Source organism: Paenibacillus jepli, from assembly GCF_047238105.1.
GTDB lineage: Bacteria > Bacillota > Bacilli > Paenibacillales > Paenibacillaceae > Paenibacillus_D.
The window spans coordinates 291,097-308,827 of the sequence record NZ_JBDFMD010000001.1 but is presented as its reverse complement, the minus strand read 5'-3'; the positions used below and the strand labels follow the sequence as shown (position 1 = coordinate 308,827).

Below are 17,731 nucleotides of genomic sequence, written 5' to 3'. Positions count from 1 at the left end.
TGAAGGAGGGAGTTTGTGCAATCTAGACTATTCGTTCAATGCTTCCATCATCCGGATATAATCATCGCTGTCTTGAAGCTTGGCGATGAAGGTGTCCCATTCGTTCAGGCTGGTACCCATGATTACTTTGGTGCGCATCTCCTGGAGCTGGCGAGTGACACGGGCATACGCCGTCAGCGAGTCCTTCAGCAGATCCAATGGAGAGACCAAAGCGCCTTGTGTCGTGACAAGCGCCTCGCGCTGCTCGCGAACAATTGTCAGTTGTTCGCGTTTCTCCTCGCTAAGCTCTGCGGTGAATTCTGTTGCTGCAGGGAACTGCAGCGCTTGCTTCAGCAGCATCCTCCCCTCGTACACATCCTCCGTCTCGACTGTCGTATCGGTCGACATCAGTCCTTCGAGGAGTGACATCAGCTGCCCCATCTTATCCGGTTCTGTCCGGTAGGAGAACAGCAGTATGCCTTCGTAGTTCTTGCCCTGAGCTGTGACGGCCGGGCTCGACGCATCCGCCTGCAAAGAAGTGAGCGGCAGCAATGTGGCTTTGCTCTCATCATCGTGCCAGGTCATCTCCAGCTCTGCTACTTCTTCAAGTGTGAGAGCGGCGCCGCCAGTAACTCCGCGGCGGACCTGCTGCTTGGCGGCCTCAGCGGACAAGGTCGCCCATTCGGGATGAAGCCAGCCGTTGCGATACGCTTCTTGCAGCCAAGCCAGCGCTTCACGGGTGCCTTCGCCAGTCATCGTATCAGTCACTACACCATCTACAACCTGGAAACGGGAGCTGCTGTTATTGAAGATCCGATCAACCCATTCAAAGCCTTCTAAACCTTCGGCACCAGGAATCGCGCTCAACCCGTACGTATCATTCCTGCCATTGCCGTCAGGGTCCCGTTCTGTGAATTGCTTGATCGTTTGTTTCAACTCCTCCATCGTCGACGGGGCCTTCAGATCCAATGCATCCAGCCAGTCTTGACGAAGCGCCGGGAATGATCCGCTCGCAGGGGATATGGGGATCGGCAGGGCATACAGACCACCATCGTCATCGCGGAGTTCCTGCAAGGCGGCAGGCGAGAGCTGCGCGAGAAGCGGATATTGATCCAGATAAGGCCTGATATCCTGGCTGGCGAGAGGATAGATATGAGATGGAATCTGCGAAGCGTCGGGCAGGAGCATCAGGTCCGACGGATCTCCGGCAGCGATTTTCAGTCTCATACGATCTACATAACGATCATACGATGTCTGTTCGAGTATTAACTTGACACCGCTGACGGCAGCCCCGTAAGCTTCAATCGCTTGCAACTGCGCTGCTGTATAGTCCTCTGTCAGAGGAACGAAAACCCTTAGTGGGGTCAGTTCCGGAGAAGAGAAGAGGTCGATCTGCCGGAGCTCCGGACGCCATATCACCTCTAACTTAGCTGTCGCGGCCGTAATCCGCACGGGGATATACAGGGTGTCGCTGTGGTTAAAACTGCTGATGTCCAGCTCGCGCTGCTGGCCATCTAATCCCAATGCTCGTAAGAGGTCATCGGCCGGCGCATACGTTATCCCCTCACGAATAATAGGCGGCTCGGAAAAGAGTAGCTTTTCTCCGTTCAGCGTAATCGTCAGTGGGGCTGCTGAGGCAGCTGCGGGTGCTGCGGCGCCCACACATAAGGACAGGATGAGCAGCATCAGGAGCCACTGTGCTGTTCGTGGCTTACTTGGCGTTCTCATTAACTTCATCCTTTCTTGAATCGTTGTTGTCTTATGTATCCTGTCCATCATACCTTGAGATGAAAAATGTGTAAATACTTGGAATTCGGTTGAGTCGATTAAAGTTTCTTTGGTCGTGGTAAACTTAGGCAGAGCAAAGATACAGGAGGGATATCATGAATGACGTCTATCACACGCTAACCAACCGCAGTTCCATCCGCAGCTATACCGATCAACCCGTCAGCGAAGCGCAGCTGACTCAGATCATCGAAGCCGTCCAGGCGGCACCGACCTCCATCAACGGTCAGCAGGTGACCGTCATCAGTGTCCAGGACCCGGTCAAAAAAGCCAAGATCGCCGAACTGGCCGGCAACCAGGCATGGATTGCCCAAGCGCCAGTGTTCTTATTGTTCTGTGCGGACTTCCGGCGCGCCCAAATCGCCGCCGAGTTGAACGGTCAAGAGCTGGTCATCACCACTGGGATCGAATCCATTGTCGTCGGCGCCACTGATGTCGGCATTGCCCTTGGCAGTGCGATGGCTATGGCGTCATCGCTCGGACTCGGCACGGTGCCGATCGGCGGGGCCAGACGCAGCCCGCTAGCGCTAATCGAGCTGATGGAGCTGCCGAAGTACGTATTCCCTGTCAGCGGACTGGTCGTCGGACATCCGGCAGATCCGACGCACAAGAAGCACCGGCTGCCGCAAACCGCGGTGTGGCACAGGGAGCGCTACGAGCAAGAGCCGCTGCCAGAGCTGATCCGGCAGTATGATGAAGAGGTCTCGGCCTATATGAGAGAACGGACCGGGGGCAAGGAATCACGCAACTGGTCGCAGACGGTCTCTTCATTCTACAACCGCATTTATTATCCCGAAGTCCGGCAGATGCTGGAACAGCAGGGGTTTGATTTTAAATAATCGCATGCTTTATATAATCGCAAGCCGCCATTACCTAAGGATAGGTACGGCGGCTTTTTTTTGTACTGAGGAGCGGAGCGTAGGCAGACCTACGTGAGCACCTATGCGGAAGCTTACGAAGCTAGTTTCCTTTGGAAACTCTTATCCGACTGCATTCAAGTTTCGATGTCGAATCCACTTCTATCAGCCCTCAGCGATATATTATCGAAGGCGTAGTGGCCGGAGCCGTCAAGGGCTAGGAGCATCCTGCTTTCACATCGCAGATAAAGCGCTCAATGAGTGCGGCACATTCGCGATGATGCGTCTCCAAAAGGAAGTGGCCCCCATCAAAAACATGAATCTCGAGCATGTCAAGGACGCGGCTATAGGCCATGATTTCGTCTAACGCAAAGAAAGGGTCATGCCGTCCCCAAAGCAGCAGGCAAGGAGGTTGGTGTTCACGGTGGTAGGAAGCTATGACCGGAAAACGAGCGACATGTGCGCTGTAATCCATAAAGATTTGGAAGTGAATGTCGATGTGGCCGGGTTTCGCCATGCGTTCCCAATCGAGATGCCAGCAATCCGGCGGGTGAAGGACCTTCAGGCGTTCGGAAAGACCTCCAATATAGGTATCACGGGTGCCCTCAAAATTTAGCCACTCCGGCATTTTAGCCTTGTTCGCCTCGTAGGATCGGCCCAGAACGCCTTCGCAGTATCCCATTCAGGGCCCAATCCCTCATCATGTGCATTGCCATTCTGAATAACCAGACCGAGGATACGATCCGGCCGCCGCGTCGCAAGATGGTAGCCGACAGGCGTACCGAAGTCGTTAACGAACAGGAAGAATCGATCCATGCCGAGGGCGTCGATGAAAGCCTCCATCGTATTGGCCATATTCTCAAACGTATAGGTATAGGTATCGATGGACGGCGACGAAGTGAGGCCGAAGCCTGGCAAATCAGGCGCGACGACATAGGCTGATTCTGCTAGGGATTCAATAATGTTACGAAACATATACGAGGAGCTTGGAGATCCGTGAAGCAGCAGAATGGCTGGATTCTCAGGATTGCCCGCATATCTGTAGAAGACGTCCAGATTGTCAACGGTGATGGTTTGATGATGGGTTCTATGCCGATAGTTTTCCATTTTTCTCTCCTTTTGAATGGATTGTTGAACGAAGTCGCCTAATCGTTCTGTTCCTTTTTTCTGTTGCGAAAGCGACGGACTTTCATAATATTGCCGCATACTTTCGTATCACACCAGCGACGTGTTTGGTTTTTACTCTGATCAAGAAATATCCATTCACAATTTTGGTTGTCGCATACTTTTAATCGATTTACATCGGGTTTGGATAATAATTGGGCAAAGGAGTATGTGGTCTGCCATAGGACCAGGGTCCAATCCTCGGCATTGTACATTTGCTCCATCTCAAAAGCGTTTTTAGAAGCGTTAAGCTGAAATTGTGAAGATACACTAGTCAACATAAGGTTGATTTCATGAAGTTGGTCTTGTTGCAACGCTAAGTCGGCGTTCAATGCAATACAGATCGTACGCATAAGATCACGCAATCTCTTTAGTTTCTTCAAATTATCAGCGTTCATGGGGAGAGTAGCAGTCAATTCCCATTTACATAAAAAATCACGTATCCATTGTTCATCGTCGAGCATGTCCCGTTGAATTTTTGAGTCACGCCAATCAACCCGATTACTGTTGATGACGTCCATGAATAATAAATCCATCTTTAACCTCGCTTCTTTCTTCTGTGCTGAGAATATAACATGCGTAACCATCAAAGTAAAGTTATATGGTTACATAATCATTTGGTTGACAGCGGAAATTTAATTCTCTATAATGCTTTTAACGTTATATAACACGTATGTTGAAAGAGCTCAGTAGCAGCCTAGTCCCTGTAACAGAAAGCCGGGGGTTGATGGAACCCGGCACACACGACGGCAGCGAATTACACTCTGGAGTATCTCGGGTAACGCCGGGCGGATCTGGCGAACGATATCTCGCCAAAGAGTGGCAGGTATGGGAGTGCGCGCGCCTTTCCATACATGCAATCTGGGTGGTACCACGGTTTTTTAATCGTCCCTGTGTCAGTAGACATGGGGGCTTTTTTGCGTTTGTACAGGGTAGCAGGCATAACTTTGAAGGGGTGTTGGACAGTGAATATTATCGATGAATTAACATGGCGCGAGGCCATCAATCAACAGACGGATGCGGAAGGGCTGCGGGAGCTGACGGAGCAGAAATCCATCTCGCTATACTGTGGCGTCGACCCGACGGGCGACAGCATGCATATCGGTCACCTGATCCCGTTTATGGTGCTCAAACGGTTCCAGCTGGCGGGCCATCGTCCGGTCATCCTGATCGGTGGAGCCACGGGGACGATCGGCGATCCGAGCGGCCGGCAGTCCGAGCGTTCGCTCCAGACGCTGGAGCAGATTCAGGACAATGTCGAGGCGCTTAGCGAGCAGATGCGGAAGCTCTTCCTGACGGAAGGCGATACGCAGATCCGGATGGTCAACAACTACGACTGGACGCACAAAATCAACGTTATCGAGTTCCTGCGCGACTACGGCAAAAACTTCAGCATCAATCAGATGCTGGCCAAGGACGTCGTGTCGAGCCGACTGGAGACCGGTATCTCGTTCACCGAATTCTCTTACCAGATCCTGCAGTCGCTGGACTACCTGCACCTGTACCAGAATGAGGATGTCCAGCTGCAGATCGGCGGTTCCGACCAGTGGGGCAACATTACGAGCGGCCTGGATCTGATCCGGAGAAAAGAAGGGTCGGAAGCCGTAGCTTTTGGTCTGACGATTCCGCTCATGCTCAAAGCAGACGGCACCAAATTCGGCAAAACGGCTGGCGGCGCAATCTGGCTGGATCCGAAGAAGACGACGCCGTTCGAGTTCTATCAGTTCTGGGCCAATACGGACGACCGGGATGTCGTCAAATACTTGAAGTACTTCACCTTCCTCACCAAGGAGCAGATCGATGCGCTGGCAGAGAAGGTGGAATCGGAGCCGCACAAGCGGGAAGCCCAAAAAACGCTGGCTGAGGAAATGACACGATTCGTGCATGGGGAGGAGCTGCTGGAGCAGGCCAAGCGTATCACGGCAGCGCTGTTCACCGGCGACATCAAATCGCTTACCGCAGATGAGATCGAGCAGGGCTTCAAGGAAATGCCGACGTACGAAGCGTCGCAGGAATCCAAAAATATCGTCGATTGGCTCGTCGATCTCGGCATCGAACCGTCCAAACGCCAAGCTCGCGAAGATATTACAAAAGGCGCAATCTCGATGAACGGGGAGAAAGTGACGGATGTGGCACGCGATGTTACGGCGGAGGATGCAATCGGCGGCCGCTTCATCATCATCCGCAAAGGCAAGAAGAACTATAGCTTGGTGAAATTGGCTTAAGGGACTTACAGTGAAAAAGACACGAACGGATGGCGTTCGTGTCTTTTTTCAAATATAAGCGTATATGTTTTACACATCTACTTGGCTTATATTTCTCCGGAATGAAACTAGCGACGCCGCCAGAGGACGGCAATAGCCGTTTCACCTTGGTTATGGAGTGGGGACGGGGCAGCGTCAGCACAATGAATACGAAAATTCATACTCGATTGACCAATTTTCCTGAAAATGAGAAAATAAACACGAAATATCGTGCTTATTCTGCCATTTTCGGGGTTTTGCGTGGAATGAATACGATTTTTCATATTCGTTCGGTCACCCAGCCCGTTCGATCAGGAATGATGCGAATCATCGCATAGGTTGTTTTCAGAGAAAGGAATCGGCATGGATGTTATAACCGAAAAGCTACTGTTTATCGCTCTGTTCATCTTCATTATCCACTCCATTGAAAAACCAAAAAACTCTCCATCCTGCTGGTGTAACAACCAACTAGATGGAGAGTCTTGTTTTATTTGCCGTTTAGAAGTTGAAATTGTCCGGGTCCGAGCCATAGCGGCGGTTTTGGTTCAGCGCATCAATGGCGGCGACATCTTCGCTAGACAGCTCGAAGTCGAAGACATCGGCGTTCTCTTTGATCCGGGACGGTGTGATCGATTTGGGAATCGTCAGCACGCCCTTCTGCAGATCCCAGCGGATGACGATCTGGGCCGGCGACTTGCCATACTTGGCCGACAGCTGCAGCAGCAGCGGCAGATCGAGATTGCCCTGCATGAGCGGACTCCAGGCGGTGATATGGATGCCTTTGTCCTCGCAGTAGCCCTTGACCTTCTCCTGGGTGAGCAGCGGATGGTATTCGATCTGGTTCACTGCCGGTACGATCGTGTTATCCTCGAAGATATCATCGAGATGATGCGTCTGGAAGTTGCTGACGCCGATCGCCCGCACGACGCCGTCGCTGTAAAGCTTCTCCAGGGCGCGCCAGGTATCCTTGTACTTGCCTTTGACCGGCCAATGGATCAGATAGAGGTCCAGGTAATCCAGCCCCAGCTTGCGGCGGCTTTCCTCGAAGGCTTCCAGCGTACTGTCGTAGCCTTGACGGCTGTTCCATACCTTGGTCGTGATGAAAAGCTCCTCGCGGGGGATTCCGCTCTCCCGGATCGCCTGGCCGACACCTTCTTCATTCTGGTAGGCTGCTGCCGTATCGATCGCACGATAACCAGCGGCTAGAGCCGCTTTGACGGCATCTACGACTTCTTCGCCAGCCTTCACCTTGAAGACGCCAAAGCCGAGGCGGGGCATCTGCACCCCGTTGTTCAGACTTACGGTATCTTGCAGACTGCTGATGGTAATCGTCATCTTCATTTCCTCCTCTAGCTTGTTTGGGATATGTACCTGCTCCTCTGGCTCACGCCAGATGCCCAGCATACGTGGCAGGCGGAAGTGATCTACACCGCTTATTTTAGCATAGGAAACGAAACGGCTTAAGTAGGTATTTTTATAGAGTTTGCGTTTAAAGTCATTAAATTACCGGAATCGGTCATCAGCGACCCCTTCTGTTCTAAACTGAAAACGTTTACAATCCAAGTGAAAACCGAGAAAGGAGGGAAGAGATGAATCAAAAACGCCTCATCGAAAGGAAGCCGGTCTGGCTGGGAACCCTGCTGGCCGCAGTCGCTGTATGTTGCTGTGTCTGGTTGCTGCCCGGACAAGGATGGTCAAGCGACAGGCTATTCGAGCCGGGACCGCCGGTCGCTGTCGTCAATGGCGTAGATATTCCTGAAGCGGAGCTGGGGAGCGCGATGTCAGCATTGCGGGCAAGCGTGATCGACGAGTTCCGGCGCGAGCGGGGAATGCAGTGGAGCGCTGCGTTCTGGCAGACGGCGGGCGAGGGGCCGACACCGCTTGAGATCCTAAGGGACCGGGCTTTGGAGGAGGTCATACGTCTGCAAGTGCTCCTCCAGGCCGCAGTCGAGGCTGAGCTCGCACAGGATTCATCCTATGCGACGAGAACAAGTCTGATGCGGCAGGAAAACGCCCGCCGGAGCGCCGACAAGGAAGCCGGGTTGACCGTATACGGACCAGTAGCCCTGGACGAGCACCGGTTTACGGAGCTGTACGCCAGTACGCTGCGTCTGGAGCTTATGGAAAGCTTGGCCAACGGACCGCTTGCCGTATCGGAGAAGGAGCTGCGGGAGCACTATGAGACCATCAAGGACGAATGGTTTCGCATGGAAGACGAGGTAAGCTTCGTGCTGCTGACCGCCTCGTACAGAGATGACAATGAACAGCTTAGCGCGGATGATCAGTCGCAGCTATACTCGGAACTGACGTCTGTCCAAAGGCTGTTGGAGCAGGGCCGCGATCCGGAGGAAGCGGCCGGACGCACGAGCCTGTCCGAACGAGCGATAAGCTATACGATCACTGAGCACCGGCTGGATGAAGGGATGGCGCGCACCTTGTATAAGGCCCAGCCGGAATTGTACCGCTTCGTCTCGGAAACGGGGCGCCCAGGCGAGGTCAGTCATGTCGAGGAAAACCCGCAAACGGGGCAATATGCTGTTGCCCTCATCCAGGCGCGGGAGCCCGGCGGCTATGAGAGCTTTGAATTGCAACGGGGCAATGTCCGCAAGCATTACTTGAGCAGCGCTTTCGATACGTATCTTGAGGAACGAATCCGCAGCGCCGAAATCCAGCTCACATCTGCGGCTCATGATGAACAGCGATGGCTGCGTTATGTGAAGGAATGAACGTCAGTCGGATCACAACCTATCTCGTGAAGGAGGAAATGGAAAATGGATCAGTTACGACGCAATGCGGCCAGATTTCTGGCGGTGCTCCTGATGGCTGCCCTCTGGCAACTGCCCGCAGGGACTGTCGCGGAGCGTGCAGCGGCATCAGCAATCGGCACGGTATATTATATCGATGGGGCTTCGGGTGACGACGCCAACAGCGGCACCGATCCTGCCGCAGCCTGGCAGACGCTGGAGAAGATTAATGCGACGACGTTCCAGCCGGGCGACGAGATCCGCTTCAAGGCGGGTGGAGTCTGGTCCGGAACTCTGCATCCCAAAGGGTCGGGCAGCGACGGCGCGCCCATCCTCATCGACAGGTATGGGGAAGGGCCCAAGCCGCTGATCGCCGGCGACGGCGCCGATGCCGCAGTCTATTTTTATAATCAGGAGTATTGGGAAGTCCGCCATCTCGAGATAACGAACGAGGCCGACACCCCCGGACAGCGCCGGGGCATCCATGTCTCGGGCAACAGCGGTGATGACTGGACCAATATGCGGGAGTACCGGCACTTCGTGTTCGAAGAGCTGGAGATCCACCATGTGTCGGGCCAACAGGGAGGCGGCTGGCACAGCGGCGGCATCATCGTCTGGGGACCGGCTTGGAACTATGCCGTCTCGGATGTGGTCATCCGCAACAATACGATCTACTCGCTGGACAGCGTGGGCATTTATCTGAACGGCGCTACGCGCAGTTTCTCCTCCAACAATACGATCGAGCACAATATGATCTACGACATTTCCGCCGACGGGGCGATCCTGCTCAATACGACGGATGGCGTGATCCAGCATAATGTCGTGTTCGATACCCACAAGCGCGCAGGCGGCTATCATGTGCCGCTTTGGACGTGGGGGACGCAGGATGCTGTCATTCAGTACAATGAGGTGTTCAACACATACCCCGGCGGCGATGCCATGGCCTATGACTCTGATTTCAACAGCACCGGGACTGTTATTCAATACAACTACAGTCATAACAATGCCGGCGGTTTCGTGCTGACGATCAATGACGGCACCAATCCCGCCAATTTCAACCGCGATACGATCATCCGGTACAACATCAGCCAGAATGACCAGCATACGATCTTTACGTTCGGGGGACCGGTCGAAAATACACTTGTTCACAACAATACGGTCTACGTTCCGGAACATTCCAACACGCGGATCATCGGCAGCGGCAATTGGGACGGCTACGCGGAGGACACCTTTTTCTACAACAACCTGATCGTCAATCACGGCTCCGGCGGCTATGAATTCGGTCAGAGCGTCAACAATGTGTTCGACAGCAATCTGTTCTATGGCAACCATCCGGCCAGCGTGATCGCGATGGATGCCAATGCCGTAACCGCCGACCCGCTGCTCGCAGCTCCCGGCACCGCGTCGATCGGACGGGATACGGTAACCGGCTACCAGCTGCTGCAGGGCTCGCCGGCGATCGGTACGGGCAGGCTAATCGCGGATAACGGCGGTCAGGACTATTGGGGCAACCCGGTCTCCGCTTCAGCTTCCCCCAACATCGGAGCTTATGAAGGGGCGGGTCTGGATCCTGCGCAGCTGCCCGAGCTGCCGCTGCTGCCGGAAGCGCGCAATCTGCTCGTTAATCCGGGATGGGAGAGCGGCGACTTTACAGGCTGGGGCTATCACTACAATGGAGCAGCCGTGGTCGATGAAGAGGCCCGCACCGGACAATTCGCAGCCCGGCTGACGGCAGGCGCCTCGGGCATCGAGCAAAATATTACGGGGCTCAAGCCCAATACGATGTACCGGCTGGTTGCCTATGGCAAAAGTGCCAACGGAGGCTATGCAGTGACCGGAGCCAAGAACTATGGCGGCACGTTCAAGGATATGGGCTTCAGCGGGGCGGATTACACCCGACGAGAGCTGCACTTCACCACCGGCAGTACGCATACGAGCGCTACGGTGTATCTGTATAAGCAAGGAGCGGCAGGCGAGGTCTACTTCGACGATCTGCTGCTCTATGAGTACGGCCCTGTACCTGGCGCGTCTGCGGAACAGCCGCCGGAGCCAGAGTTCGTTGTGGGCGAGAGCGATGAGTTCGAGAGCGATGAGCTCCATCCGCAGTGGAACTGGGTTCGAGAGAATCCTGCGAAGTGGTCGTTGACGGAGAGTCCCGGGCAGATGCGTATCGTCAGTGAGCCCGGAGATATCGTGAACGGCCAGGCCACGGCACGCAATATCCTGCTGACCGGCGCTCCCGAGGGCGACTGGACGATTGAGACGCGGATGGACGGCAAGCCGACCTCCCAATGGTCGCAAGGCGGGCTGATCGTCTATGAGAGCGACCAGACCTACTTCCGGCTGACACGTCTATACGGCAGCGGCAACCAGTTCCAATTCACCAGGCAGATCCAGGGTGTCCGGCAGCATGTCGAGGTGCCAGATACAATCGCTTCGACCGTCTCTTATCTGCGCATCGTCAAGGAAGGCAATACGTACACGGCCTACTACTCGGCTGACGGCGACAGCTACACCCAGCTCTGGACGACCCAAACCGCCGACCTCGTGCAACCGAAGATCGGGCTGATCGTCTGTGCGGGGACGGGACTCACTGCTGACTTTGACTATTTCCGGATCATCCCAGCGGACAGCGGAGGCGGCGAGTGGGATCTGATCAATGACAGTATGGAGAACTATACAACGGATTGGCAGACGACGGGGAGTGGCGGAACCGTCATTCAGCATGACGAGCATGTGACCGTCACCGACGGACCAACGGGCTTCTTCTTCTTGACGCGCAAGGATTTTGCGCCGCCAGTCGGTCCGTTTACGTTTGAGGTGCGTGCGCGGGCCACGACCCCGGGCACGACCAATGAGATCGGTGTCCGCAGCGGCGCGTACAACATCCAGCTGTTCCTGCCTTACGGCATCACCGGCTCGGCTCAGGACCGCGAGAGCTCCCCTGGCCGCACGGTGACGGTCGACACGACCGTGTATCACGATTACCGGGTGGTCGTGCATGGTGATTACACGTACGATCTGTACATTGATGGCGAGCTTGCGTGGAGCGGTGCGGCAAGCGCCGGCAGCGGCAGCGCAATCTTCAAGCTGGGCGGCAGCGCGACGGCGGGCGTCACGGCGGGCATGGATATCGACCATGTGAGGATGGGTACCGGCGTCATCCTACCTTGATGTCCGTAGGAGCAGTCAAATTTGTGGATGGGAAAGAGGGTCAGTCAGAGATCATCTGGCTGGCCTTTTTTTGATGTTAAGTACGCTCGCACCACGAGAGGACACAGTAGCAGCTAATTCGAGCAGAGACGTGTTTTTAGCTCGACTTGCGGACAGAGGATCCGTTATCGGTCTAAAAATGGCGCTTCACGAGTCCAAAATCAGCACATAACGGATCGTGTGTCCGTAGGACCTGCTCCGAGTAGGGTATCGAAATAGGCGCTACCCGTGTCCGTATCGGCAGTGCCAACCTGCGCCAGCAGGTTTTGTTCATTTGGCACGCCTGGATCGCTCGAAAGCGGGGAGTGGTGCTCAACCAGGGACAAAAAAGTTACTTGGATTGCGTCAATAATCGCGCGCTGCTTACTTGACTTGAAGTATACTGACTTTTGAAATGAAGTCGCCTTCCGGGGAAGGCGACCGCATATTAGACGGATAGCCTCGCATCCGCGCCGGTTGCGAGGGGGCCTGCGCACGTAGAGGCACATAGGATGAGCTAGGCATCGCTGGCAGCGAAAGCCTTGGCAGACTTGCGGAACAGGAACATAATGAGTATCATCGCCAGCAGCAGCAGGATCGTCAAGGCCACAACTGCCAACACCGCGTCGTCAGTATTCAAGCTGTAAGGCGTCACAAATAACATGACCAGTTGCAGAAAGCAAAAGAATCGCATTCGGTTACGGCTGGCATAAGCCAATTCCTGAAGACCTTGCGAGCTTGCATGCCGGGTTAGGGTGCTGAGGATCGCAAAGACAAGTACGAGAAGCAGCACCAGATGGAGGCCTGTGATACCCACCCATAAAGGAGATGGAGGGGGTGCTTGCTGCTGAAGGCTGAATTGTGGTGGGGTTGGAACTAAAGAAAGCACGCACAATACCAAGGCCACCGGCCATGCCTTCTTGTAACCGGAATAGTGCCTGTCCAGCTTGTGCAGGGCTGAGATGATCAGCAGATAACCGATGAAATCCGGAAAAATATCAAAGATAAAGATGTGAATATCCAACAGGATGAGCAGAAATGCCCAAGCCAGCTTTCGAAAATTAGCTCTCATGGCCATAAGCCTCCGTTCGCCGTTCGACCAATTCCTTGATTGTCTCTTTACTTGCTTGAGGGTATGACCGCAACGGCAAGTCCAATGTCTTGTGCTCACCGTTGGCAAGCTCCAGCGATAGCCGGAGTGATGAGCGATACACATGGAGCGACCGCGGATCCTGATCGGGTATATGGATCGTATAGACCACGGATGTCCCCTGACCTCGTTTTAGCTCAATGGGGAAGCCGGATTGGATGGCCCGTTCTACGGCTGTGTATTCCGGCGGGCTGCTTAGCAACGAATAGTCGAGCGCATCCCCAATCTTTTCACCTAACGTTGGATACACATCCAGAATGCGAAGATCCTCCATCATACGGAGATCGTAGCGGTGATCGCCATCGCTGCTGCTCATACCGAATGTCGTATCTACCGGGGATGAAGCCGGCTGTGGCGCGGGCAAGAATTGAATACTGCCTACGGGCAGCGTATCCACGGTCCCGTCATTAAACCAGGCTTCGATCTCGGTGAACCGCTCATACGTCTGATCCGGTAGAGTCTGATCGGGATACCCGATCTCCACAACGGCGGATTTGAGTATGTAAGGACCATATTCCCCATGATATTGTTGATACCTGGCATGCCAATAGAGTCCATCTGACAGGCGGATGGCCACTAGCTCCCTGGATGAACTGCGATGCGTCACATAATAGAAATTGACGGTTTCACCAGGAGTCACCTGAGTTTCGTAATAATGATCGAGCATCACCGCCCCGTCAAACTTATGAGCATAATAATAGTAGTAATTTCCTCCCCATATGCCTGTCACACAAAGGACAAGCAACATCGCCCACCCTTTCGAAATAAGCTTGCTTTTCATATCTCCTGCCCCATTCCAGATACTTCCTTAATTAATCGCCTTTACCTTATACGTGCGTGGAAGGTTAGAAGTTGCTCGTAATCTCATGTACAAGGTAAAAAAAATACCGACAATGGTCATCGCGCTCCTCTAACCAAAACGGTCTCGCGCCCTTAAAATTATAAATATACAAGTGAAGAGAATGGTGAGGTGCCGGAGTGGACGGAATCGATTCCGGTCCAAGCAGGTCATTCACCATCCTCTGAACCACCAACGAGAGGAGGCAACATCATGGCTGACATAGCCGAGGCCGCCACCGAGGCAGTGACGAGACGTCCCCGTGAGCGAAGGCGCTTTCATTCGCTGCGATCGCACTGGGATCTGTACTTGATCATGGTACCGGGGCTTTTGTACTTCATCATCTACAAATATGTCCCGATGTGGGGCATCGTCATCGCCTTTCAGAATTACAGCGTATTCAGCGGCATCAGCGGCAGCGACTGGGTCGGCCTGCAGCACTTCAAGACGATGTTCGGCAACAGCGATTTCTACCGCATCTTCACCAACACGCTGTTGATTAGTATCTATAAGCTCATCTGGGGCTTCCCGGGTCCGATCATCCTGGCGATCATGCTTAATGAGATCCGCAACATGCTCTACAAGCGTTCGATCCAGACCCTAGTGTATTTGCCGCATTTTCTCTCCTGGATCATCGTAGGCGGGATCATGGTCAACGTGCTGTCACCATCGTCAGGAGTGGTCAACCAGCTGATCACGATGTTGGGCTTTGAGCCGATCTACTTCCTGACCGACCCCGACTGGTTCCGCAGCATCCTGGTCATCAGCGATATCTGGAAGGAAGTCGGCTGGGGAGCCATCATCTATCTGGCGGCGATTGCCGGTATCGATCCGCAGCTCTACGAAGCTGCGATTATGGATGGTGCGGGCAAGTTCAGGCAGATCATCCATATTACGCTGCCAGCGATGATGGGCGTCATCGTCATCCTGTTCCTGCTCCGGCTGGGGCATGTACTGGATGTCGGATTTGAACAGATCTTCGTCCTGTACAATCCGCTGGTCTACGAGGTATCGGATGTGATCGAGACTTATGTGTATCGTGTAGGGATCCAGCAGGCCAAGTTCAGCTTCACCACAGCCGTCGGACTGTTCAAGGCGGTCATCGGGCTGCTGCTGGTCATGATGGCCAATCGCGGCGCCAAGAAGCTCGGGCAGGAAGGCATATGGTAAGGGGGGCGTATCCATGAGACTAAGCAAAGGCGAACAATTCGCTTCATTCATCAACTATGTGCTGCTGGGTGCGCTCGGCCTGCTCGCGCTGCTGCCCTTTGTCCACGTCCTGGCGCAGTCGCTCAGCAGTCATGATGCGATTACAACGGGACGCGTGACACTGCTGCCGGTTGACTTTACACTGGAGTCATACAGCCGCGTACTCAGGGAACAAGCGTTTTTAAATGCTTTTCAGATCAGTGTGCTGCGGACCGTCGCCGGGACGCTCGTCAATGTGGCGCTGACTTGTCTGCTGGCCTATCCGCTGTCCAAGACCTACATCAAAGGACGTTCGACGATTATGTTCCTGATCGTCTTCACGATGATGTTCGGCGGCGGCATGATCCCGACCTTCCTGGTCGTCAAGGCAACGGGGCTGCTCAACACGTTCTGGGCGTTTATCATTCCCGGGGCCATCAGCGCATTCAACGTCATCATTATGAAAAACTTCTTCCAGAGTGTCCCTGTAGAGCTGGAAGAATCGGCGAAGATCGACGGGGGCTCCAATCTGGGCATCCTGTTCCGGATCGTCATCCCGCTCTCGATGCCCGCCATCGCAACCATCACCCTGTTCCACGCGGTCGGACACTGGAATTCGTTCTTCGATACCGTGCTCTACATCACGGACCGCAAGATGTACCCGCTGCAGGTGTACCTGCGCGAGCTGGTCATGTTCAATCAATCCAATATTGATAACAACTCCGGTTATTCTGCCAATATGGACAGCGCCCTGTTAGCGCTCGAATCGATCAAGGCGGCGGCGCTCATTGCAAGTACGGTACCGATCCTGGTCGTCTATCCATTCCTGCAGAAGTATTTTGTCAAAGGCATCATGCTGGGTTCGGTCAAAGGCTAAATAAGAGAGAAGAGAGGGGTATTACCGATGCATATCAAACGATGGAAGCAAGGAACAAGCCTGCTGATGGTGGGAGCGCTGACAGTATTGACCGCATGCTCGAACGGAGGGAGCGGGGGCGGCAGCGCCGAAGGCAACGCGCCAGCCGGACAGAACGGCGAGGAGGGGATGGAGCGCAAGTCGATCCGTGCCGTCTTCAACAATGGGGGGCGCAATTTTCCGGACGGTATGGACGAGAACAACAACCCGTACATCGACTATATCCGGGAGAATACGAATCTGGACATCACGCTGCAGATTCCGCCGGCGGATGGCTATCAGGATGCGCTTAACGTCATCATGGCTTCCGATAATCTGCCGGATATGATCCACTCGATGGATCCGAGCTGGTTCGAGAACTATGTCCAGCAGAACGCGCTGCAGCCGCTCAATGAATGGATCGACCAGTACGGACCGGACTTGAAGAAGAACATCCCCGAGGATGCATGGAAGACGGTTACGATCGACGGCAATATCTACGCCATCCCATCGATGAATGCCGTCCCCGGCAATGAGATCATGTACGTACGCAAAGATTGGCTCGACCATCTCGGCCTGGAGCCGCCGCAGACGCTGGAGGAATACCGCGAGGTGATGCGCGCCTTCACCCATGACGATCCCGACGGCAATGGGCAGAATGATACCTACGGCTTCATCACGGCCGAGAACCTGGCGCGCATCGCGCCGATCCTGGGCGCCTTCGGCATCCAGCGCGGCATGTGGACCGAGCGGGACGGCGAGCTGGTGAACATGAGCACCCTGCCGGAGATGAAGGAGGCGCTGGGCTTCCTGGCCGGTCTGCACCAGGATAAGCTGCTCGATCCGGAATGGCCGCTCAACAAAGAAGCTAACTTCACCGAGAAGATCGCAGCCGGCAAGGTCGGCCTGTTCTCCGCCTTCTGGTACGATACCCGCGGACCAATACTGACCAACAAGAACAACGATCCCGACGCGCAGTGGCTGGCACTGGAGTTCCCTACGGGACCGGATGGAAAAAAAGGGACGATGGGCTTCGGCTATATCTCCGGCTATAACGTTGTCCCGGTGACCAGCAAAAACCCGGACGCTGTCGTCCGGATGCTGAACTTCATGAACGGCGAGGGATACCGCACGCTGCTGCTCGGCTTCGAGGGAGAAGTGTGGACTGAAGAAGACGGCAAGATCGTCACGGATTTTGAGAAGCACAACGAGCATATCTACCGCCAGACGCTGGGCGAATCGATCCGGCCGTATCAAGCGGACGAGGAGCGCGACCGTCTGGACTCGCTGGGCATGGAATTCGATCTCAACGCCAACATCGACAAAATCGCGGAAGCTGTCATCCGCGACGAGTACCTGGGCATCCCGACGCCGGCGATGGGCTCCTACTCAGCCGATCTGAACAAGCTGGAGATTGAATACTTTACGAAGATTATCGTCGGCCAATCGCCGCTCGATGAGTTCGATTCCTTCGTACGCGAGTGGAAAAGCCGTGGCGGTGACGAGATTACCCGAGAGGTAAACGAGTGGTACGCCGCGAATAAGTAACCCATAGCAACTGCAAGCAAGGCTTTCATCCAATGACCAGGGTGGCGCTTCCGATCCGGAGCGCCACTTTGCCGCTGCCTGGGCAGCGTGCTAAGTCTGGTGAAAAAGTGCCGGAAGAATGGTTGAAACGATTCCGGAGAAGACGGGA

General features: G+C 54.5%; 14 protein-coding genes and 1 other annotated feature. Of the genes, 7 read left to right on the top strand and 7 right to left on the bottom strand.

Annotated features, from left to right (window positions below):
• Nucleotides 1-27: 27 nt before the first annotated feature.
• On the bottom strand, nt 28-1,707 hold the full coding sequence (locus ABC336_RS01450; RefSeq protein WP_413236967.1) for an extracellular solute-binding protein: 1,680 nt from the start codon (nt 1,705-1,707) through the stop codon (nt 28-30).
• Nucleotides 1,708-1,862: 155 nt separating this feature from the next.
• Here ABC336_RS01450 and ABC336_RS01445 point away from each other — a divergent pair, with 155 nt between their 5' ends.
• A complete protein-coding gene (locus tag ABC336_RS01445) occupies nt 1,863-2,603 on the top strand; it encodes an NADPH-dependent oxidoreductase (protein ID WP_413236966.1) in 741 nt (246 codons plus the stop codon).
• Nucleotides 2,604-2,838: 235 nt separating this feature from the next.
• Here the strand turns inward: ABC336_RS01445 and ABC336_RS01440 are convergent, their stop codons facing one another.
• From ABC336_RS01440 to ABC336_RS01430, 3 genes are read right to left on the bottom strand one after another with little or no spacing between them, the layout of a single operon-like run.
• A complete protein-coding gene (locus ABC336_RS01440) occupies nt 2,839-3,249 on the bottom strand; it encodes an alpha/beta fold hydrolase (protein WP_413236965.1) in 411 nt (136 codons plus the stop codon).
• On the bottom strand, nt 3,234-3,728 hold the full coding sequence (locus tag ABC336_RS01435; RefSeq protein WP_413236964.1) for an alpha/beta fold hydrolase: 495 nt from the start codon (nt 3,726-3,728) through the stop codon (nt 3,234-3,236). Before ABC336_RS01435 ends, ABC336_RS01440 begins: the two co-directional genes overlap by 16 nt.
• A gap of 38 nt (nt 3,729-3,766) precedes the next feature.
• The gene (locus ABC336_RS01430) at nt 3,767-4,306 is read right to left on the bottom strand and encodes a CGNR zinc finger domain-containing protein (protein ID WP_413236963.1); all 540 of its coding nucleotides are present in this window, start codon (nt 4,304-4,306) and stop codon (nt 3,767-3,769) included.
• A gap of 146 nt (nt 4,307-4,452) precedes the next feature.
• Nucleotides 4,453-4,681 (top strand) — a binding site (T-box leader).
• Between the two features lie 69 nt (nt 4,682-4,750).
• Between ABC336_RS01430 and tyrS the strand changes: the two genes are divergently transcribed.
• Nucleotides 4,751-6,010 (top strand): tyrosine--tRNA ligase, encoded by a 1,260-nt coding sequence (gene tyrS / locus ABC336_RS01425; RefSeq protein ID WP_413236962.1) that lies wholly within the window; start codon nt 4,751-4,753, stop codon nt 6,008-6,010.
• Between the two features lie 516 nt (nt 6,011-6,526).
• Here the strand turns inward: tyrS and ABC336_RS01420 are convergent.
• Entirely contained in the window at nt 6,527-7,363 is an 837-nt protein-coding gene (locus ABC336_RS01420) for an aldo/keto reductase (protein WP_413236961.1), read from the bottom strand.
• 254 nt (nt 7,364-7,617) lie between these two features.
• On the opposite strand from ABC336_RS01420, the gene ABC336_RS01415 reads away from it, so the two are divergent.
• Nucleotides 7,618-8,754 (top strand): SurA N-terminal domain-containing protein, encoded by a 1,137-nt coding sequence (locus ABC336_RS01415; RefSeq protein WP_413236960.1) that lies wholly within the window; start codon nt 7,618-7,620, stop codon nt 8,752-8,754.
• Nucleotides 8,755-8,799: 45 nt separating this feature from the next.
• Entirely contained in the window at nt 8,800-11,946 is a 3,147-nt protein-coding gene (locus tag ABC336_RS01410; protein ID WP_413236959.1) for a beta-xylosidase family glycoside hydrolase, read from the top strand.
• A 535-nt stretch (nt 11,947-12,481) separates the two neighbouring features.
• Here the strand turns inward: ABC336_RS01410 and ABC336_RS01405 are convergent.
• Entirely contained in the window at nt 12,482-13,036 is a 555-nt protein-coding gene (locus tag ABC336_RS01405; protein ID WP_413236958.1) for a hypothetical protein, read from the bottom strand.
• Nucleotides 13,026-13,895 carry a hypothetical protein gene (locus ABC336_RS01400; RefSeq protein ID WP_413236957.1) on the bottom strand — a complete coding sequence of 290 codons (870 nt, stop codon included), beginning with the start codon at nt 13,893-13,895 and terminating at the stop codon, nt 13,026-13,028. The genes ABC336_RS01405 and ABC336_RS01400 overlap by 11 nt, the downstream gene beginning before the upstream one ends.
• 270 nt (nt 13,896-14,165) lie before the next feature.
• Here ABC336_RS01400 and ABC336_RS01395 point away from each other — a divergent pair, with 270 nt between their 5' ends.
• Genes ABC336_RS01395 through ABC336_RS01385 form a run of 3 tightly spaced genes read left to right on the top strand, consistent with a single transcriptional unit; the run spans nt 14,166 to nt 17,583 of the window.
• Entirely contained in the window at nt 14,166-15,122 is a 957-nt protein-coding gene (locus ABC336_RS01395) for an ABC transporter permease (protein ID WP_413236956.1), read from the top strand.
• Nucleotides 15,123-15,135: 13 nt separating this feature from the next.
• The gene (locus tag ABC336_RS01390; RefSeq protein WP_413236955.1) at nt 15,136-16,017 is read left to right on the top strand and encodes a carbohydrate ABC transporter permease; all 882 of its coding nucleotides are present in this window, start codon (nt 15,136-15,138) and stop codon (nt 16,015-16,017) included.
• A 27-nt stretch (nt 16,018-16,044) separates the two neighbouring features.
• Nucleotides 16,045-17,583: an extracellular solute-binding protein gene (locus tag ABC336_RS01385; protein ID WP_413236954.1), complete on the top strand. Its 1,539-nt coding sequence runs from the start codon at nt 16,045-16,047 to the stop codon at nt 17,581-17,583.
• Nucleotides 17,584-17,731 lie beyond the last annotated feature (148 nt).